This window comes from Cupriavidus sp. JZ107, from assembly GCF_053903255.1.
This window is the reverse complement of the sequence record NZ_CP096481.1, coordinates 1,972,735-1,992,299: the sequence shown is the minus strand read 5'-3', so window position 1 is coordinate 1,992,299 and position 19,565 is coordinate 1,972,735. Positions and strand designations below refer to the sequence as shown.

General features: G+C 69.3%; 19 protein-coding genes. 16 read left to right on the top strand and 3 right to left on the bottom strand.

Annotation, left to right across the window (positions count from 1 at the left end; all coding sequences use genetic code 11):
* Window positions 1-70: 70 nt before the first annotated feature.
* The 8 genes from cysT to aceA all read left to right on the top strand — a co-directional run bounded on the left by cysT (window position 71) and on the right by aceA (window position 9,150).
* Entirely contained in the window at window positions 71-1,045 is a 975-nt protein-coding gene (gene cysT / locus M1D55_RS18415) for a sulfate ABC transporter permease subunit CysT (protein ID WP_456281501.1), read from the top strand.
* A gap of 1 nt (window position 1,046) precedes the next feature.
* The gene (cysW, locus tag M1D55_RS18410; protein ID WP_456281500.1) at window positions 1,047-2,090 is read left to right on the top strand and encodes a sulfate ABC transporter permease subunit CysW; all 1,044 of its coding nucleotides are present in this window, start codon (window positions 1,047-1,049) and stop codon (window positions 2,088-2,090) included.
* The gene (locus M1D55_RS18405) at window positions 2,087-3,214 is read left to right on the top strand and encodes a sulfate/molybdate ABC transporter ATP-binding protein (RefSeq protein ID WP_456281499.1); all 1,128 of its coding nucleotides are present in this window, start codon (window positions 2,087-2,089) and stop codon (window positions 3,212-3,214) included. The genes cysW and M1D55_RS18405 overlap by 4 nt, the downstream gene beginning before the upstream one ends.
* Window positions 3,211-4,167: a CysB family HTH-type transcriptional regulator gene (locus M1D55_RS18400; protein ID WP_232206891.1), complete on the top strand. Its 957-nt coding sequence runs from the start codon at window positions 3,211-3,213 to the stop codon at window positions 4,165-4,167. Before M1D55_RS18405 ends, M1D55_RS18400 begins: the two co-directional genes overlap by 4 nt.
* A 530-nt stretch (window positions 4,168-4,697) precedes the next feature.
* Entirely contained in the window at window positions 4,698-5,915 is a 1,218-nt protein-coding gene (locus M1D55_RS18395) for a sensor histidine kinase (protein WP_232206890.1), read from the top strand.
* A gap of 115 nt (window positions 5,916-6,030) precedes the next feature.
* Window positions 6,031-6,846: a LytR/AlgR family response regulator transcription factor gene (locus M1D55_RS18390; RefSeq protein WP_006576214.1), complete on the top strand. Its 816-nt coding sequence runs from the start codon at window positions 6,031-6,033 to the stop codon at window positions 6,844-6,846.
* Window positions 6,847-6,995: 149 nt separating this feature from the next.
* Window positions 6,996-7,508, top strand: a complete 513-nt coding sequence (rraA, locus tag M1D55_RS18385) for a ribonuclease E activity regulator RraA (RefSeq protein ID WP_064577132.1) — start codon at window positions 6,996-6,998, stop codon at window positions 7,506-7,508.
* 349 nt (window positions 7,509-7,857) lie between these two features.
* Entirely contained in the window at window positions 7,858-9,150 is a 1,293-nt protein-coding gene (gene aceA / locus M1D55_RS18380) for an isocitrate lyase (RefSeq protein ID WP_456281498.1), read from the top strand.
* A 177-nt stretch (window positions 9,151-9,327) separates the two neighbouring features.
* On the opposite strand, the gene M1D55_RS18375 is transcribed toward aceA, so the two are convergent.
* The gene (locus M1D55_RS18375) at window positions 9,328-9,762 is read right to left on the bottom strand and encodes a universal stress protein (protein WP_456281497.1); all 435 of its coding nucleotides are present in this window, start codon (window positions 9,760-9,762) and stop codon (window positions 9,328-9,330) included.
* A gap of 143 nt (window positions 9,763-9,905) precedes the next feature.
* Entirely contained in the window at window positions 9,906-10,856 is a 951-nt protein-coding gene (locus M1D55_RS18370) for a LysR family transcriptional regulator (RefSeq protein WP_456281496.1), read from the bottom strand.
* 249 nt (window positions 10,857-11,105) lie between these two features.
* Here M1D55_RS18370 and M1D55_RS18365 point away from each other — a divergent pair, with 249 nt between their 5' ends.
* The 4 genes from M1D55_RS18365 to M1D55_RS18350 all read left to right on the top strand — a co-directional run bounded on the left by M1D55_RS18365 (window position 11,106) and on the right by M1D55_RS18350 (window position 15,589).
* Entirely contained in the window at window positions 11,106-11,816 is a 711-nt protein-coding gene (locus M1D55_RS18365; RefSeq protein ID WP_456281495.1) for a haloacid dehalogenase type II, read from the top strand.
* A 46-nt stretch (window positions 11,817-11,862) separates the two neighbouring features.
* Entirely contained in the window at window positions 11,863-13,449 is a 1,587-nt protein-coding gene (gene aceB / locus M1D55_RS18360; RefSeq protein ID WP_456281494.1) for a malate synthase A, read from the top strand.
* A 179-nt stretch (window positions 13,450-13,628) separates the two neighbouring features.
* Entirely contained in the window at window positions 13,629-14,099 is a 471-nt protein-coding gene (locus tag M1D55_RS18355; protein WP_456281493.1) for an SRPBCC family protein, read from the top strand.
* Window positions 14,096-15,589 carry a DHA2 family efflux MFS transporter permease subunit gene (locus M1D55_RS18350; protein ID WP_456281492.1) on the top strand — a complete coding sequence of 498 codons (1,494 nt, stop codon included), beginning with the start codon at window positions 14,096-14,098 and terminating at the stop codon, window positions 15,587-15,589. Before M1D55_RS18355 ends, M1D55_RS18350 begins: the two co-directional genes overlap by 4 nt.
* 64 nt (window positions 15,590-15,653) lie before the next feature.
* Here M1D55_RS18350 and M1D55_RS18345 read toward each other — a convergent pair whose 3' ends face one another.
* Window positions 15,654-15,923 carry an acyl-CoA-binding protein gene (locus M1D55_RS18345; protein WP_006576550.1) on the bottom strand — a complete coding sequence of 90 codons (270 nt, stop codon included), beginning with the start codon at window positions 15,921-15,923 and terminating at the stop codon, window positions 15,654-15,656.
* Between the two features lie 118 nt (window positions 15,924-16,041).
* Between M1D55_RS18345 and tsaB the strand changes: the two genes are divergently transcribed.
* The 4 genes from tsaB to M1D55_RS18325 are packed head-to-tail and all read left to right on the top strand — an operon-like array spanning window position 16,042 to window position 19,538.
* Window positions 16,042-16,833: a tRNA (adenosine(37)-N6)-threonylcarbamoyltransferase complex dimerization subunit type 1 TsaB gene (gene tsaB / locus M1D55_RS18340; RefSeq protein WP_456281491.1), complete on the top strand. Its 792-nt coding sequence runs from the start codon at window positions 16,042-16,044 to the stop codon at window positions 16,831-16,833.
* A complete protein-coding gene (gene rimI / locus M1D55_RS18335; protein ID WP_456281490.1) occupies window positions 16,830-17,423 on the top strand; it encodes a ribosomal protein S18-alanine N-acetyltransferase in 594 nt (197 codons plus the stop codon). The genes tsaB and rimI overlap by 4 nt, the downstream gene beginning before the upstream one ends.
* Window positions 17,420-18,361 carry a uracil-DNA glycosylase gene (locus M1D55_RS18330; protein WP_456281489.1) on the top strand — a complete coding sequence of 314 codons (942 nt, stop codon included), beginning with the start codon at window positions 17,420-17,422 and terminating at the stop codon, window positions 18,359-18,361. Before rimI ends, M1D55_RS18330 begins: the two co-directional genes overlap by 4 nt.
* Window positions 18,342-19,538, top strand: a complete 1,197-nt coding sequence (locus tag M1D55_RS18325) for a DUF1853 family protein (protein ID WP_456281488.1) — start codon at window positions 18,342-18,344, stop codon at window positions 19,536-19,538. The genes M1D55_RS18330 and M1D55_RS18325 overlap by 20 nt, the downstream gene beginning before the upstream one ends.
* The last annotated feature ends 27 nt before the right edge of the window (window positions 19,539-19,565 follow it).

Sequence of the window (19,565 nt, the reverse complement as noted above, 5' to 3'; positions counted from 1 at the left end):
CGATCGCACGCCGAGCGCCCGCCCCACGTGGCGCGCATCGTCGCGTTCGCCGGCCTTCGCATCCGACACCATGCCTGCCACCTTGCCATTGACCGATACCGTGCCAGCGGCGCCGACCTTTCCGCGGCGGCTGCCCGGACCGCTGCGCGCCCGCCATACGGTGCTGCCGGGCTTCGGCCTGTCGCTCGGCTTCACGCTGCTGTACCTGACGCTGATCGTGCTGATCCCGTTGGCGGCCGCCTTTCTGAAGGCGTTCACGCTGAGTTGGGACAGCTTCTGGGCCATCGTCACCGCGCCGCGGGTGCTGGCCGCCTACAAGCTGAGCTTCGGCGCCTCGCTGATCGCAGCGATCGTCAATACCGTGTTCGGCCTGGTGGTGGCCTGGGTGCTGGTGCGCTACCGCTTTCCCGGCCGGCGCCTGGTCGATGCGCTGGTCGACCTGCCGTTCGCGCTGCCCACCGCGGTGGCCGGCATCGCGCTGACCGCGCTGTTCGCCGGCAACGGCTGGATCGGCCGCTGGCTCGAGCCGCTTGGCATCAAGGTCGCGTTCACCCCGCTGGGCGTGGTGATCGCGCTGACCTTCATCGGCCTGCCGTTCGTCGTGCGCACGGTGCAGCCGGTGCTCGAGGAACTGGAGCGCGAGCTCGAAGAGGCCGCGGCGAGCCTGGGCGCGACGCGCTGGCAGACCTTTGGCCGCGTGATCCTGCCCGCGATCGCGCCGGCGCTGCTGACCGGGTTTGCGCTGGCCTTCGCGCGCGCCACCGGCGAGTACGGCTCCGTCGTCTTCATCAGCGGCAACATGCCGATGGTGTCGGAGATCGCGCCGCTGATGATCTACGCCAAGCTCGAGCAGTACGACTATGCCGGCGCCACCGCGGTGGCGGTGGTGATGCTGCTGATCTCGTTCGCGTTGCTGCTGCTGATCAACGGCTTGCAGGCCTGGTCCCGGCGCCGCCAGAACGGCGGCCGCCCGGCCCCGGCACAGGCGCGCGACGACGATGCGGCGGGCGCATTGCGTTCGCTGACCGCGGCCGGAGATTTCTGAGATGGCCGGCTCTCTTCCGCTGGGCGCGGCACGCGCGCTGCCGGTGACGCCGGTGCATGACGCCACCGCCGAGGCGCCGTGGGTGCGCCGCACGCTGGTCGCGATCGCCGCGCTGTTCCTGACGCTGTTCCTGTTCGTGCCGCTGGCCGCGGTGTTCTACGAGGCGCTGCGCCAGGGCCTGAACGCCTACTGGAGCGCGCTGGTCGAGCCGGACGCGCTGTCCGCGATCCGGCTGACGCTGACGGTCGCGGCGATCGCCGTGCCGCTGAACCTGGTATTCGGTGTTGCCGCGGCCTGGGCCATCGCCAAGTTCGAATTCCCCGGCAAGAGCCTGCTGACCACGCTGATCGACCTGCCGTTCTCGGTGTCGCCGGTGATCTCGGGCCTGATCTATGTGCTGCTGTTCGGCGCGCAGGGCTGGTTCGGACCGTGGCTGGCCGAGCACGATATCCGCATCCTGTTCGCGGTGCCGGGCATCGTGCTGGCGACCGTCTTCGTGACGTTTCCCTTTGTCGCGCGCGAGCTGATTCCGCTGATGCAGGCGCAGGGCACCGAGGAAGAGGAGGCGGCGATCGTGCTCGGCGCGTCGGGCTGGCAGACCTTCTGGCGCGTGACGCTGCCCAATATCCGCTGGGGCCTGCTGTATGGCGTGATCCTGTGCAATGCGCGGGCGATGGGCGAGTTCGGCGCGGTGTCGGTGGTGTCGGGCCATATCCGCGGGCTGACCAACACGATGCCGCTGCACGTCGAGATTCTCTACAACGAATACAACTTCGTCGCGGCCTTCGCGGTGGCCTCGCTGCTGACGCTGCTGGCGCTGCTGACGCTGGCGATCAAGACGCTGGTCGAATTCCGTACGCGGCGCGAGTCGGGCGAGGCGAACGAGGAAGGCGTGCCGGCCGCGCTGCCGGCGGCGTCGGCCCTCGCCGTGCCGGCGAAGGCCGCGGCGTTCGCCGACGAATCGGCGTCCGCCGCGCAGCCCGCCAAGGTGCGCGGCCCCGCCGCGGCGGCCGACCCGCAAGACAGCTTGGGATGGACATCATGAGCATTCAGGTAAGGCATCTGCACAAACAGTTCGGCGATTTCGTCGCGCTGGACGACGTCACGCTCGATTTCGCGGAAGGGGAACTGACCGCGCTGCTGGGGCCGTCCGGCTGCGGCAAGACCACGCTGCTGCGCGTGATCGCCGGGCTCGAGCGCGCCGACCGCGGGCAGGTGCTGCTGGAAGGCCAGGATGCGACCGGGCAGCCGGTGCGCCAGCGGCAGGTCGGCTTCGTGTTCCAGCACTACGCGCTGTTCCGCCATATGACGGTGTTCGAGAACGTCGCCTTCGGCCTGCGCGTCAAGCCACGCGGCGAGCGGCCGAGCGAGGCGCAGATCCGCGAGCGGGTGCGCGCGCTGCTGGAGCTGGTGCAGCTGGACTGGCTGGCCGATCGCTATCCGCCGCAGCTGTCGGGCGGCCAGCGCCAGCGCATCGCGCTGGCCCGCGCGCTGGCGGTCGAGCCGCGCGTGCTGCTGCTGGACGAGCCGTTCGGCGCGCTCGATGCCAAGGTCCGCAAGGAACTGCGGCGCTGGTTGCGGCGCCTGCACGACGAGCTGCATGTGACCAGCGTCTTCGTCACGCACGACCAGGAGGAGGCGCTGGAAGTCGCCGACCGCGTGGTGCTGATGCAGCGCGGCCGCGTCGAACAGGTGGGCTCGCCGCAGGCGGTCTACGAGCATCCGGCCACGCCGTTCGTGTTCGGCTTCCTTGGCCATGTCAATCGCATTCACGGACGGCTGGAGCGCGGCGCCGAGGGCGGGGCGCTGCGTACCGGGGCGGCGCTGCTGCCGTTGTCGGGCAGCGTCGGCGGCGATGGCGCGGGCTCGATCGAACAGGCCGGGCAGGCCGAAGGCGCCGAGGCCATCGGCTACGTCCGCCCGCACGACGTCGAGCTCGAGCGCTATGCGCCCGGTGCCGAGGGCATCGTCGCGACGCTGCGGCGTGCGCTGGCGCTCGGGCCGGTCGCGCAACTGGAGCTCGAGCGCGAGGACAACCGCGAGCTGATCGAGGTGGTGCTGCCGCTCGAACGCTTCCAGCGCGACGGCTATCGCGAGGGCGAGCTGCTGGCGGCGCGGCCGCGGCGCATGCGCGTGTTCGCCGGTGAGCAGGCAGGAGCGTCCCGATGAACTTCCAGCAACTGCGATCGATCCGCGAGGCGGTGCGCCGCCAGTTCAATCTGACCGAAGTCGCCAACGCGCTGTACACCTCGCAGCCCGGCGTGTCGCGCCAGATCCGCGAGCTGGAGGAGGAGCTCGGCGTCGAGATCTTCGAGCGCTACGGCAAGCGGCTGACCGGCCTGACCGCGCCGGGCCGCGAGATCGTCCGCATCGTCGAGCGCCTGCTGCTCGAGGCGGAGAACCTGCGCCAGGCCGGCGACGAATTCGCCGGCCGCCATACGGGCCGGCTGACGGTCGCCACCACGCATACGCAGGCGCGCTATGCGCTGCCGAAGGTCGTCACCGAATTCCGGCGTGCCTACCCGCACGTCACGCTGGCGCTGCAGGAGGCCTCGCCGAACCACATCGTCGAGCTGCTGCTGTCGGGACAGGCCGATATCGGCATCGCTACCGAGGCGCTGGCCAGCGAGCCGTCGCTGACCGCGTTCGACGCCTACACGTGGCGCCACGTGCTGGTGGTCGCGCCGGACCATCCGCTGACGCGGCTGCCCGAGCCGACGCTGGAGGATCTGGCCGGCTTTCCGATCATCACCTACGACGCGGGCTTCACCGGCCGGCGCAAGATCGACAGCGCGTTCGCGCAGGCCGGCCTGCAGCCGGAGATCGTGCTGACCGCGCTCGACGCCGACGTGATCAAGACCTATGCCGAGCTCGACCTCGGCGTCGGCATCATCGCGTCGATGGCCTACGACGCGCGCAAGGACAGCGGCCTGGTGCGGATCTCGGCCGACCATCTGTTCGCGCCGAACACCACCAGCGTGGCGGTGCGGCGCGGCGCCTATCTGCGCGGTTACGCGCATGCCTTCATCCAGCTGTTCGCGCCGCAGCTGTCGGAGCAGGCGGTCAGCAACGCGCTGGCCGAAGGCGGCAGCCTGGGGGCGCTGACGGCCGAGGCCGCGTAGGCGTTCGCCGCCGCGGTTGCCGCCGCGGTTGCCAAGGCGGTTGCCAACGCGGCTGCCCTCTCCCGCGGCCCCTCTCCCGCCAGCGGGAGAGGGAGAACACCCACAGGGACTGCCATGCCGCAAGCATCGCGGCGCTGCCGCATGCCGGCATGGTTCTGCGCCGGGCGTTCGCCGCGGTTGCACTCTGCTGCGTCTCGTCATACATGGATCCCGCCGCGTTCGGTTCGAGCCCGGCAGCGGCCCCTTCGCGCCGCCGGCCGCCCGTTCGTCGCATCCGGGTTTCATTCGCGCCGCCACCCGGGTTACATTACGCGCACGGACACGGGATGCGATCCGATGCAGCGGCCGCGCGCCATGCTGCACCGCATCGCCGGCCATCCCGTGCCGCGTGCGATCCGCCTGACAGTTGGCGAATGCCGCGGTGGGGGCCGCACTGCCGCATGGAACGTCGGCAGGCGGCGGCTAGAATGAGGCAACAGTCCCTCCCCACACCCGCGTCGCCGAGGTGGCGGTGGAAGGACGGAGGCGACATGAGATCGACGCACCGCTGTTTCACCCACGCCATTCCCTCCCGCCTGACCCTGCTGGCGCGCGACCTGGTGTTCGTGCTCGTGATGAACGGCGTGATCGCGGTCAGCCTGACCTGGGGCTTCCAGACCGGCGGCACCTTCCTGAAGAACTTCGTCTATAGCCAGCTGATCGGCCTGTCGATCTGGGCGCTGATCGATATTCCGCGCGTGGTGATCTGGCGCAACGAGCGCCCGGCCGGCTGGCCCTTCATCCTGCTGGCGATCGCGGCGGTGCCGCTCGGCGTGCTGTTCGGCAGCTGGGCGACGCGGATGGTGATGGACCTGCCGCCCAAGTCGATGGAAGAGGCCAACGACATGCTGCGGATGTGCCTGGTGGTCGGGATGCTGGCGGCCACCAGCATGATCTACTTCTACTGGTCGCGCGAACGGCTGGCCTTCCTGCAGCGCCAGGCCGCGCTCGACGCGCTGCAGCGCGAGGAGGCCGAGAAGCAGCTGGTGCGCGCGCAGCTGATGGCGCTGCAGGCGCAGATCGAACCGCACTTCCTGTTCAACTCGCTGGCCCATCTGGACGGCCTGATCGCCACCGATCCGCGCGCCGCGCGCAAGCTGCTGCAGGGGCTGATCGGCTTCCTGCGGCGCTCGCTGGCCCATACCCGCGCCGAGCAATGCACGCTGCAGCAGGAGTTTGCGCTGCTGCGCAGCTATCTCGATATCCAGGGGCTGCGCTTCGGCCAGCGGCTGTCCTATCGGTTCGATCTGCCGGACGATCTGGCCGAGGTCGAGATTCCGCCGATGCTGATCCAGCCGCTGGTCGAGAACGCCGTCACGCACGGCATCGAACCGTGCATGGCGGGCGGGCGCATCACCGTGTCGGCGCGCGCCCAGGGCGAAAATGCCGTGCAGGTGTCGATCGCCGATACCGGCGTCGGCTTCGCGCAGGCCCCGGCCAAGGGCTCGGGCCTGGGACTGACCCATGTGCGCGAACGCCTGGCGCGCATCTTCGGCGCGGCGGCCACGATGCAGATCGAGGAGAACGTGCCCAGCGGCGTGGTGGTGCGGCTGACCGTGCCCGTGACGCGCAAGCCGGCCGCCCAGGGTGCACCGGGCGTCCCCGCGCCTGCCACCAGTTGCGGGGCAGCGCAGGGCGGTGCCGCGCCGGCGGTACCGGTGCCGCCGATTCCGGCCGGCTCGGCCGCTTCGGTCGTCCCGCGATCCTGAACCGAATTCGCGGGCTGCGGACCGTGTTGCCGCCGCCCGACCCGCTAGCGCTGACGGTCGCCGATTTCCTTCGCGTACCGTCGATGATCCACGATCGACTGCCACCGATGCCACGATGACGCCGACCCTGCTGATTGCCGACGACGAACCGCTGCTCGCCCGCGTGCTGCACGCCGAACTGTCCAGCCTGTGGCCCGAGGCGCAGATCGTCGCGACGGTGCATGACGGGGTATCGGCGCTCGAGGCGGTGCGCCAGCACGCGCCGCGCGTCGCCTTTCTCGATATCCGGATGCCCGGCATCACCGGCATGGAGGTCGCGCGCGACCTGCTGGGCAAGCCCGGCGCGCCGCTGGTGGTCTTCGTCACCGCCTACGACCAGTTCGCGCTGGAAGCCTTCGAAAGCGCCGCGGTCGACTACGTGCTCAAGCCGATCCAGCGCGAGCGGCTGGAGGCGACCGTCAACCGGCTGAAGACGCGGCTGGCGATGCCGCCGCAGACGATGGACGGCAACGCCTCGGCGGGCGCGCTCGAAGGCGAACGGCTGGAGCAGTTGCTGAACCGGCTGGAGGCGCTGGACCGCGACACCATCGCGCGCACCGGCGGTCCCTATCTGCGCTTCATCAAGGCGCTGGTCGGCCAGGAAGTGCGGATCATCCCGGTCGACGAGGTGATCTACCTCGAGGCCACCGACAAGTACGTCAACGTGGTATCGAACAGCGGCGAGGCGCTGATCCGCACCAGCCTGCGCGAGCTGACCCAGCAGCTCGATCCGGACCGCTTCTGGCAGATCCATCGCGGCACGGTGGTCAACATCGATTGCGTCTCCGCCGCGGTCAATCAGTCGCTGGGGCGGCTCGCGCTGAAGCTGCGCAACCGTCCCGAGACGCTGCCGGTGGCGCGCCAGTACGCCTATCTGTTCAAGCAGATGTAAGGCGCCGGGCCGCGCGCCCTGCGCCTTTTCCCTAAGCGGTTTTCCACTATGATGCTCCGGTTGCGCCGCACCAACGCGCGCATTCGGGCGTCGCGCCCGCCTTCGCTTTTTCCCCTTCGTTTCCCCTGTCTATCGAGGAGTGAATTGCCATGGATTTCGCCACCACCGACCTTTGCGACGATCACGAGGCACGCCTGGCCGACGGCTCGCTGCGCGTGCTGACGCCGGGCTGGCAGGCCTTCGGCAGGCGCGCGCGCTTTGCCGGTCCCGCCATGACGCTGAAGGTGTTCGAGGACAACTCGCTGGTGCGCGAGGCGCTTGAGTCGCCGGGGCAGGGCAGGGTGCTGGTGGTCGACGCCGGCGGCTCCGCGCGCTGCGCGCTGGTCGGCGGCAATCTGGGCCAGCTTGGCCAGAAGAACGGCTGGGCCGGCATCGTGCTGAACGGCTATGTACGCGACACCGTCGAGCTCAACGATTGCGAGATCGGCATCCGCGCGCTCGGTGTGCATCCGCGCAAGAGCGAGAAGCGCAACAGCGGCCAGCGCGACGTCGCGCTGCAGATGCCGGGGGCGGTGGTACGCCCGGGCAACTGGATCTACGTCGACGAGGACGGTGTGCTGGTGTCCGACGTGGAGTTGGGCAAGGCGGGCAAGGCGGCCTGAACCGGCCGACAGCACTTGCACACAATTTCACGATGCGGAAAGACGTTTTGGTCCGCAAAAATACATGCGTGCGTGGCACAACGGTCGTTTCTCATGATGGGAAAGAACGTGCCGCATCGTGAAATGTTTTAGGTAACCTACTGAAATATAAGGAGAAAAAATCTGCGGTGAGGACCGCATCGAGCCTTGTTGCGTCGCGGGACGCTTCTCTACACTCTTATATAAGACATATGACTTGCGGCGCCGCCGGAACGCTGAAACCGGCACCCAGGGCGCCCAGGTCGGCAGACCGGCTCCCCGTCCGGTCGCGTCGCAAAGATTTGCCGAACCCCATCAACAGGAGAGTGACATGTCCCGCGAAATCGAAGCACAAAAGCTCAAGCAAGACTGGGAAACCAACCCGCGCTGGAAGGGTATCCGCCGCAACTTCACGGCCGAGGACGTGGTGCGGCTGCGCGGCTCGGTGCAGATCGAGCACACGCTGGCGCGCCGCGGTGCCGAGAAGCTGTGGCACCTGCTCAATACCGAGCCGTTCGTCAACACGCTGGGCGCGCTGACCGGCAACCAGGCGATGCAGCAGGTCAAGGCCGGCCTGAAGGCGATCTATCTGTCCGGCTGGCAGGTCGCCGGCGACGCCAACCTGGCCGGCGAGATGTATCCGGACCAGTCGCTGTATCCGGCCAATTCGGTGCCGCAGGTGGTCAAGCGCATCAACAACACCTTCCAGCGCGCCGACCAGATCCAGTGGAGCGAGGGCAAGGGTGATGTCGATTTCTTCGCGCCGATCGTGGCGGACGCGGAGGCCGGCTTCGGCGGCGTGCTGAACGCGTTCGAACTGATGAAGGCGATGATCGAAGCGGGCGCCGCCGGCGTGCACTTCGAAGACCAGCTGGCCTCGGTCAAGAAGTGCGGCCACATGGGCGGCAAGGTGCTGGTGCCGACCCGCGAGGCTGCCGCCAAGCTGACCGCGGCGCGCCTGGCCGCCGACGTGATGGGCGTGCCCACGCTGGTGATCGCCCGTACCGATGCGGAAGCGGCCGATCTGCTGACCTCGGACATCGACGATCGCGACAAGCCGTTCTGCACCGGCGAGCGCACCGTCGAAGGCTTCTACCGCACCAAGCCCGGCATCGAGCAGTCGATCGCACGCGCGCTGGCCTATGCGGAAGTGGCCGACCTGGTCTGGTGCGAAACCGGCAAGCCGGATCTGGAGTTCGCCAAGAAGTTTGCCGAGGCGGTGCACGCCAAGTTCCCGGGCAAGCTGCTGGCCTACAACTGCTCGCCGTCGTTCAACTGGAAGAAGAACCTGGACGACGCCACCATCGCCAAGTTCCAGAAGGAGCTGGGCGCGATGGGCTACAAGTTCCAGTTCATCACGCTGGCCGGCTTCCACTCGCTGAACTACTCGATGTTCAACCTGGCCTACGGTTATGCGCGCAACCAGATGAGCGCGTTCGTCGAGCTGCAGGAAGCCGAGTTCAAGGCGGCCGAGAAGGGCTTCACCGCGGTCAAGCACCAGCGCGAAGTCGGCACCGGCTACTTCGACGCGGTCACGCAGACCATCGAAGGCGGCCAGTCGTCGACCACCGCGCTGAAGGGCTCGACCGAGGACGAGCAGTTCTTTGACAAGAAGGTGGCTTGAGGTCGTAAGACTCCCGCGTGCTGATTCCCCTCTCCCGCTTGCGGGAGAGGGGTGGGAGGAGAGGGCAAGCGGCGGTGCACAGGCCGATGTGGTTCTTGCAACCACCCCTCTGCCCAACCCTCTCCAGGGGAGAGGGAGCACCCAACAGGAGAGCGGTCACTGAGGGCGGGCGCTACCTCACCGGTAGACGATCACCGGAATATCGGTATGCGTCAGCACCTTTTGCGTCTCGCTGCCGAGCAGCAGGCCGGACAGGCCGCGGCGGCCGTGCGAGGCCATGAAGATCACGTCGCAGCCATGCCGTTCGGCCGCGTCGATGATGCCCAGATAGGGCACGGCAAAGGTCGACATATCGGTGTCGCATGGCACACCGGCCGCGACGGCGGCGCTCTCGACCTCCTTCAGATAGATGCGCGCCTGCGCCTCGATGCGGTCCTTGAAGGCCTGCGGGGCCTCGACCACGATTTCGCTGAACGGCGTGTACGGATATTCCTCGAGACAGACATAGGCGGTGACCCGGGCGCCAATGGCCTTGGCCAGTTCGATGCCGCCGTCGATCGCTTTCTTGGACAGCTCCGAACCGTCAGTCGGGAGCAGGATGTGCTTGAACATGGCCGATCTCCTTGCGATGAGTCCAAAGGCATGCCCGAGGGCACCGGAAGCGGGCGAACCAGGTGGGTCCGCCTTGACTTCATTGTAGCCAGTGTGGCGGCTAATGCATCGCGGGCGAACCCTTGCCCGGTTGTCGTGCCGGCTCAGGCACCGACCGGTTCGTCGGCCGCGGGCAGCACCGCCTGCTCGCCCCGGCGCCAGTAGGCGGGGTTGCCGTAGGTGTTCTTCAGATGATCGATAAACAGCCGCACCCGCAGCGGCAGGTGCTTGCGCTGCGGAAACACCGCATGGATGCCGATCGGCGGCGCCTGGAATTCGTCGAGGACCGTAACCAGCCGTCCGGTCGCGATCTCGTGGCCGACCTCCCACCACGAGCGCCACGCCAGCCCATGCCCCTGCAGGCACCAGGCATGCAGCACCGCGCCGTCGGTGCATTCCATATTGCCGCCGACCTTGACCGTGACCGGGCGGCCGTCCTGCTGGAACACCCAGCCGCGCTGCACGTTGGCACTGGCGCCGAACGCCAGGCAGTTATGCGCGCTGAGCTCTTCCGGCAGCTGGGGCGTACCGCGCCGCGCCAGATACGAGGGCGCGGCCACCACCACGCGGCGGTTCTCCGCCAGCCGGATCGACACCAGGCTCGAATCGGGCAGGTCGCCCAGGCGGATCGCGCAATCGAAGCCCTCGTTGACCAGGTCGACCACACGGTCCGACAGGTCCAGCGTGATGGTCACGTCCGGATGCGATTCGATGAACAGCGGCACCACCGGCGCGACGTGCTTGCGGCCGAAGCCGGCCGGCGCGGTCACGCGCAGATGGCCGCTGGCCTTGACGCCGCCCGCCGAGACGCTGGCCTCGGCGTTCTGCAGATCGTTGAGGATGCGCTGGCAGTCTTCCAGGAAGGCGGAGCCCTCGAAGGTCAGCGTGATCTTGCGGGTGGTGCGCACCAGCAGCTTGACGCCCAGCCGTTCCTCCAGCGCGTCGATGCGGCGGCCGATGATGGCCGGCGCGACGCCCTCGGCGGTGGCGGCCGCCGACAGGCTGCCGCGCGAGGCGACCGAGACGAAGGTCGCCAGTTGCTTGAAATGATCCACGTGTCCCCGACGTTTTGCGGCCGGCGCGACACAAAGCGCTCTTGGCGATACGTGCCGGCCAGCGGATGGGAGTGCCGGAGCCGATATTGGTTTCGGATCTTCCGGCGGTTTGCCAAGATTAGTGGGGCAAAAGTAAAAGATCAAGTGACCGGGGTCGGCTATGCCGCGCTGCAGCGCCTGCCTACAATGCTCGGAATTCGTGGTACGCCGGCCCTGCGCCGCTGCCGCCAACCCTGTTCCTTGCCTGCTATGAACCCGATCCGCGCCGTCGTCTTCGATGCCTATGGCACGCTGTTCGACGTGTATTCCGTCACGGCGCGCGCGGAGCAGCTGTTTCCCGGCAAGGGCGAGGCGCTGGCGCTGCTGTGGCGCGACCGCCAGATCGACTACACGCGGATCCGGACGATGGCCGCGCCGGACGGTGCCTGGTACAAGCCGTTCTGGGCGGTCACCGTCGATGCGCTGCGCTATGCGGCGCAGCGGCTCGATCTGCGGCTCGATGCCGCCGCCGAGGCGCAGCTGCTGAAGGAATACGCGTGCCTGTCGGCCTTTCCGGAAAACTTAGGCGCGCTGCGCCGCCTGCGTGCAGCCGGCCTGCCGCTGGGCATCCTGTCCAACGGCAATCCGGAGATGCTCGACATCTCGGTCAAGAGCGCCGGCATGCAGGGCCTGTTCGACCATGTGCTGTCGGTCGACGCGGTGCGCCAGTACAAGACGGCACCGGCCGCCTATGCGCTCGGCCCCGCGGCCTTCGGCGTGCCGGCGCACGAGATGCTGTTCGTCTCGTCCAACGGCTGGGACGCGTGCGGCGCGACCTGGTTCGGCTACACCACGTTCTGGATCAATCGTGCCGGCCACCCGGCGGAGCGGCTCGACGCCGAGCCGAGCGGGACCGGACACGACATGAACGACCTGCTCGATTTCGTGCGCGCACGCGGCATCGCCGTCGCGCATGGATGACGAGGGCAGGCATGGCACAACCCCCATCGATCACAGGAGAACATTGATGGCCATCACGTTGCCTGCGGGCATGAAGATTACCGGCGAAATCCTGCCGGCCTACGAAGATATCCTCACGCCGGAAGCGCTGGCCCTGGTGGACAAGCTGCACCGCGCCTTCGAGCCGCGCCGCCAGCAGCTGCTGGCCGCGCGCGTCGAGCGCGCCAAGCGCCTGGACGCGGGCGAGCGCCCCGACTTCCTGCCGGAGACCAGGTCGGTCCGCGAAGGCGACTGGAAGATCGCGCCGATTCCGAAGGCACTGGAATGCCGCCGCGTCGAAATCACTGGCCCGGTCGAAGCCAAGATGGTCATCAACGCGTTCAACTCGGGCGCGGACAGCTACATGACCGACTTCGAGGATTCGAACACGCCGAACTGGCACAACCAGCTGCAGGGCCAGGTCAACCTGAAGGCCGCCGTGCGCCGCACGCTGACGCTCGAGGCCAAGGGCAAGGTCTACAAGCTGAACGACAAGATCGCCACGCTGCAGGTGCGTCCGCGCGGCTGGCATCTGGACGAGAAGCACGTGACGATCGACGGCCAGCGCGTGTCGGGCGGCATCTGGGACTTCGCGCTGTTCCTGTTCCATAACGCCAAGGAGCAGATCGCGCGCGGCGCCGGTCCGTTCTTCTATCTGCCGAAGATGGAAAGCCATCTGGAAGCGCGCCTGTGGAACGACATCTTCGTGATGGCGCAGAACGAGATCGGCCTGCCGCAGGGCACCATCAAGGCGACCGTGCTGATCGAGACGATCCTGGCCGCCTTCGAGATGGAAGAGATCCTGTACGAACTGCGCGAGCACAGCGCGGGCCTGAACGCCGGCCGCTGGGACTACATCTTCTCGTGCATCAAGAAGTTCAAGACGGACAAGAACTTCTGCCTGGCCGACCGCGCCAAGGTCACGATGACCGCGCCGTTCATGCGCGCCTACGCGCTGCTGCTGCTCAAGACCTGCCACAAGCGCGGCGCGCCCGCGATCGGCGGCATGAGCGCGCTGATCCCGATCAAGAACGATCCGGAGAAGAACGAGATCGCGATGCAGGGCATCATCGGCGACAAGCGCCGCGACGCGACGGACGGCTATGACGGCGGCTGGGTGGCCCACCCGGGCCTGGTCGAGCCGGCGATGAAGGAATTCGTCGCGGTGCTGGGCGACAAGCCGAACCAGTTCGAGAAGCAGCGCCCGGACGTCAACGTGAGCGGCGCCGACCTGCTGAACTTCCAGCCGGAAACGCCGATCACCGAAGGCGGCCTGCGCATGAACATCAACGTGGGCATCCATTACCTGGGCGCCTGGCTGGCCGGCAACGGCTGCGTGCCGATCCATAACCTGATGGAAGACGCCGCCACCGCCGAGATCTCGCGCTCGCAGGTCTGGCAGTGGATCCGCTCGCCGAAGGGCGTGCTGGAAGACGGCCGCAAGGTGACCGCCGAGATGGTGCGCGCGCTGATCCCGGAAGAGCTGGCCAAGGTCAAGGAAGTGGTCGGTGGCGACACGAAGACCTACGACCGCGCCGCCGAGATCTTCGAACAGATGTCGACGTCGGAATCGTTCGCCGAATTCCTGACGCTGCCGCTGTACGAGGAGATCTGAGCCCGATCGTCGCCCCCGCGAAAGCGGGGGTCCAGCGACTGATAAGGACACTGGGTCCCCGCTTGCGCGGGGACGACGAACCGACTCACAAGCCCGCATCCGCGGGCTTTTTGCTTTGCGGAATGCGGCTCCGGCGCGAGGCCCTCATAATGGCGGCTTGAGCAAGAGGGAGAATCAAGTTGCGCTTCGAGCATCTGGTAGAGATCAATGACCCCAACATGCCGGCGCTGGACCCGCTGACGGCGGACCAGGTCTGGCAGGGGCTGGTACTGCGCGGCCAGTCGCCGGAGCTGTTCGTGCTGGGCCTGGACCGTGCCGACATCACCGGCCGCGGCGACGACTGGATCGAACGCGTGCTGCATTTCGGCAAGGCCGAGGTGCGCGACCGGGTCGTGTTCGAGGCGCGCCGCTCGGTCCGCTACGAGACCGCCGCCACCGCCGACCACGCCGGCGGCACGCTGACGATGACGATCGAGACGCCCGGACCGGGCGCGCTGCTGCTGCGCTTCACCTACGAGACCACGATGCCGGCGGTCGATGCCAGCGGCGACGACCGGTACGCCGAGATCGTCAAGTCGGCCTATCACGAGGCCGATCTCGATACGGTCCGCAAGATCCGCGAACTGGCCAGCCTCGGCAGGCTCGGGTGAGCGAGGGTTCCTTGCCGCCGCGTGGCGGCGGCGATCGCGGGCGCAGCGCGCCGACGCGCGCGTACCTGCGCGAGCGCTACGGCGACAAGCTGCGCTGGCTGGTGCTGGTCACGCTGATGATCGGCACGATGTCGTCGATCGTGTCGTCGACCATCGTCAATGTCGCGGTGCCGGACCTGAGCCGGCATTTCGGGCTGGGGCAGGAACGCGCGCAATGGGTCGCGGCCAGCTTCATGATCGCGATGACGCTGGCGATGCTGCTGACCCCCTGGCTGCTGAACCGCTACGGCCTGCGCCGCACCTTTCTCGGCGCCGCGGTGCTGCTCGGCGTCGGCGGCATGGTCGGGGGCTTCTCGCCCAGCTATGGCGTGATGATCGCGATGCGCGTGGCCGAAGGCGTGGCCGCGGGCATCATGCAGCCGCTGCCCAATATCCTGATCCTGCGCGTGTTCGAGGAGCGCGAGCAGGGCAGGGCGATGGGCATGTTCGGCTTCGGCGTGGTGCTGGCGCCGGCGCTGGGGCCCAGCCTGGGCGGCTTCCTGGTCGAATCGTTCGGCTGGCGCTCGATCTTCTTCGTGGTGGTGCCGCTGACGATCGTCGCCGGGCTGATGGCGCGCCGCTTCATGGCGATCGATTCGGCGATGATGGGCGAGCGCAAGCCGCTCGACTGGCAGGGTCTGGCGCTGGCCGGGGTCGCCACGGTGATGCTGCTGAACGGCCTGGTCGAGCTGCGCGAGGACACCGTCACCGGCCTGCTGCTGTCGGGCCTGGGCGTGCTGCTGCTGGTGCTGTTCGTGCTGTGGCAACTGCGTGCTTCCGATCCGCTGATGAACATGCGGCTGTACAGCTATCGGCAGTTCTCGGCCGGCGCGGTGGTGGCCTTCATCTATGGCGCCGGGCTGTTCGGCTCGACCTATCTGCTGCCGGTCTACATGCAGATGGCGCTGCAGTACTCGCCGTCGCAGGCGGGCTTCGTGCTGCTGCCGGCCGGCATCGCGCTGGCCGTGACCATCGCGCTGGCGGGCCGCCTGACCAGCCGCGTGCCGCCGCATATCCAGGTGTCGGTGGGGCTCGCGCTGCTGGCGGCGTCCTTCCTGCTGATGGCGCTGGGCTCGCTGACGACGCCCTACGTGGTGCTGATCGCGCTGGCGGTGCTCGGCCGCATCGGCCTCGGTTGCATCCTGCCGTCGCTGTCGCTGGGGGCGATGCGGGGCGTCGATTTCTCGCTGATCGCGCAGGGCTCGAGCGTGATCAACTTCGTGCGGCAGCTGGGCGGTGCCATCGGCGTCAGCCTGGCCGGGGTCGGCTTGCAATGGCGGCTCGAGTCGCACGGCGCGCTGCTGGCCGGCAATCAGGCCGGCGCCGATGCCGCGGCGCGCATCCGCGCGTTCGACGAGACCTTCCTGGCGGTGGGGCTGGTGATCGCGACCGCGATCCTGGCCGCCTGGCGGATCCGGCCGCGGCAGCAGCCGGAACGGGTGGGGCAGTAGCGCCTTGTCGTGTCGCCCCCGGCTGCGCGGGGACGACGGCGCCGGGACGACGGCGCGGCGAGCCTCAGCTTGCCGCGCCCGACTTCAGCTCTTCGACCAGCTCGATGTACTTCTGCATCGCCTCTTCCTGGCTGGTGCCCTTCAGCGTTTCCCACGCCTCGAACTTGTAGCGGCCGACGAAGTCGGTCATGCCCGGCTTGTCGCCATGGACATCGCCCTCGCTGCCTTGCTTGAACAGCGCGTACAGCCGCAACAGCGTCATGTTGCTGGGGCGTTCGGACAGTTGCTTGACGTCGTTCTGCGCTTGCTCGAAGCGCTGTTGCAGGTCGCTCATGGGGACTCCGGGGCGGTGAGGGGGATGGACCCGCGATGATAGCCCCGCAGGCCGCCAAACCCGCCCGGAAAAAACCGAGGGCGGCTTCGGTTCGGCGGCCAGCGGATACAATCGCGGCATGTCATGGATTCTTGCCGTTGAAACCTCCACCGAGTGGTGTTCGGTCGCGCTCGGCCACGCCTCGCCGTCCGATGGGCTGCGCTGCCTGGCCCGCCACGAACAGACCGGTCCGCGCTCGTCGGGCCGGGTCCTGCCCGCCGCGGGCGAACTGCTGGCCGAGGCCGGCATCCGGCTGGCCGATTGCGCCGCGATCGCCTTCGGCGCCGGCCCCGGCTCGTTCACGGGCCTGCGCACCGCCTGCGGCATCGCGCAGGGATTGGCCTTCGGCGCCGATCTGCCGGTGGTGCCGGTCAATACGCTGATGGCCTGCGCCGAACGCGTGCGCGGGGTGCCCGGGGCCGCGCTGGAGGGCGACACCGCGGCCGTGACGCTGCCGGCTGGCATGCCGGTGCTGGTCGCGCTCGACGCGCGCATGGACGAGGTCTACACCGGGCTGTTCGACTGGGACGCGGCCCGCGGCGAATGGCAGGAAGCCGGTCCGATGCGCGTGATCGCGCCCGAGGCGGTGCAGGTGCCCGCCGCAACGTTCTGGCTGGCCGGCAACGGCGCCACGGTCTATGGCGAACGATTGCACGCCGCCGCGCAAGCCGCGCGCACGATCCCCGGCGCGATGCCGCATGCGGCCGCCGTCGTGGCGCTGGCGCAGCGCGCGCTGGCGCGCGGCGAAACCGTGGCCGCGGCCGATGCCGCGCCGCTGTATCTGCGCGACAAGGTGGCGCAGACCGTCGCCGAGCGCCAGGCCGCGGCGGCGGGCCGCGCGTCGCTGGCCGCCGCCGGAGAACGGCAATGAGCGCCGCGCTCGGCGACAGCCGCCCCCGTGCCGCCGCCTGGCCCGCGGTGCCCGCCATGCCGGCGCTGCCGAGCGGCTGGGCACTGGCCCGCATGAGCGCGCGCGACCTCGACGCGGTGGTGGACATCGAGCAGCGCGCCTACAGCCATCCGTGGACCCGCGGCAATTTCGAGAACTCGGTCAAGGCCGGCCACATCGGCCTGACGCTGCGCGACCCCGCCGGCCAGCTGGCCGGCTACGCGGTGCTGATGCCGGTCGTCGACGAGATGCATCTGCTCAATATCACGATCGAGCCGGCGCGCCATCGCCAGGGCCTCGGCAAGCTGCTGCTTGCCATGGCGCTGGCCACCGCGCATCAGCATCGGCTGCCCAATGTGCTGCTCGAAGTCAGGCCGTCGAATACCGCCGCGCTGGCGCTGTACGAGGCCGCCGGTTTCGAGACGATCGGCCGGCGCAAGGGCTATTACCCGGCCGCCGACGGGCGCGAGGACGCATTGGTGCTGCGGCGCCGGTGGGACACGGCCCGCGACGGCGCACAGGACGGCGCGCAGGACGGCGCACAGGACGGCCCGCAGGAGGCATCGGCATGAACCGGCGCGCGTTATTCCTGGAGGCGCTCGGCATCGGCACCGAATGGGTGCCGCGCCATGCCGCCGCGGTGCAGGCCGAGGCGGAGGACGCGCCGGCAGCGGCCCAGGCGGTGGCCCCGAGCGCGCCGGAGCTCGAAACGCCCAGCCACGATGCACCGGGTCGGCAAGCGCCGAGCCCTCGGGCGCCGGGCCTTGACGCCGACGCCGCGGTGACCGTCGCCCCGCCGGCGCCGCGCCAGCCGCTCATTCCCATCGTCGCCGACGACGACCTCGCCACGCTCGACTGGCAGGCGCTGGAAGCGCGCGTGGCCGGCTGCACCGCCTGCCAGTTGTGCAGCACGCGGACCCGCACGGTGTTCGGCGTCGGCGATCGCGAGGCCGACTGGATGCTGGTCGGCGAGGCCCCGGGCGAGAACGAGGACCGGCAGGGCGAGCCCTTCGTCGGTCAGGCCGGCAAGCTGCTGGACAACATGCTGACGTCGCTGCAACTGGCGCGCGGGCGCAACGTGTTCATCGCCAACGTGCTGAAGTGCCGGCCGCCGGGCAACCGCAATCCCGAGCCGGCCGAGGTCGAGCAATGCGAGCCCTTCCTGCGCCGGCAGATCGCGCTGGTGCGCCCGCGCCTGATCGTCGTGCTGGGCCGCTTTGCCGCGCAGACGCTGCTGCGCACCACCACGCCGATCAGCAAGCTGCGCGGCACGGTGCACCGCTACGAGGGCATCCCGGTGGTGGTGACCTACCATCCGGCCTACCTGCTGCGCACGCTGTCCGACAAGGCGCGCGCCTGGGAAGACCTGTGCCTGGCGCGCGATGTCTACCGGCAGAACGATCCGGCGGCGCCGGCCGATCTGCTCGACTCCGAGCTGCTCGACTCCAATCGGGTCGAGTCACAACGGGCCGGCACTGCCGGCGGCGGCGATGCGGGAGCCGGTCACTGAACTGGCCGGCGCCGGCGCGACCACGGCCGAGCCGCTGTGGCGCGCCGCCACGTCGGCGCGCGTGCGCGACCTGGCCTGGTGCACGCTGGCGCCGCCACTGCTGAGCGGCTTGCCGCGCGATGTTGCCGCGCTCGCCGCGCTTGCCGAACCTGGCGGCGCGGCGCTGGCCAGCTGGCCGCCCGCGGCCCTTGCAGCCTGGCAGCGCTGGCTGGCCGCCGCCGATCCCCGGCAGCTGCCGCCCACGATCGAGGAACTGTCCGCCTTGCCCGGCGCCGTCCAGGCGCTGGCTCCGGCCGCGCGCAGCCTGCGGCTGGGCCGGCATGCCGAACGGCTGCTGCATTTCGCGCTGGAGCACGGCGACGGCATCGAGCTGGTCGCCTCCAATCTGCCGGTGCGCCGGCATGGCACGCACGGCGTGCAGACGCTGGGCGAGCTGGATTTCGTCTGGCGGGAGAGTGCCGGCGGCAGCGGCAGCGGCGGCGGCGGCGGCGCCGGCCAGCTGGTGCACTGGGAGATGGCGGCCAAGTTCTATCTGCTGGTGGAGCCCGGCGGCGATGCGTCGGAGGCGTCGCCCGCCGAGCGCACTGCCTGGCTGCAGGCCTTCGTCGGCCCGAACCTGGTCGACCGCCTCGGCGACAAGCTGTCGCATATCGTGCGCCGCCAGCTGCCGCTGTCGCGCACGCCGGAGGCCGAGGCGCTGCTGGGCGGCCGCGTCGATCGCAGCGAAATCTATCTGCTCGGCTGGCTGTTCTATCGCGAAGGGCGGATGCCGGCCGGCCTCGGTGCGCTCGGGCTCAATCCGGCCCATCTGCGCGGCTGGTGGTCGACGCTGGAGCAATGGGCGCAGCGGGTGAGCCTGGGATCGTCAGAGTCGTCGACGGCGGCAACGCCGGTGCGCTGGCATCGGCTGCCGCGCGCCCGCTGGCTGTCGCCGGCGCTGGTGCCCGAGCACGACACCGAACCGTTCGAGACGCTGCGCGACGCGTTGGCCGCGCGCTTCGCCGAGCCGCATCGCGACCTGGCATGGCGGCGCGAGTCGCCGGTGATGATCTGCGAGATGGAGCCGGCCGGCGGGTCGGCGCCGGGCTGGTGGCGCGAGCGTTCGCGCGGCTTCGTGGTACCGCCGGGATGGGAGGAGAGGGCGCGGCAGCGCATCGCGCAGCCGCCGCGGGTCTAAGCGCGCGCGCCGGCCTGGGCCGGCGCT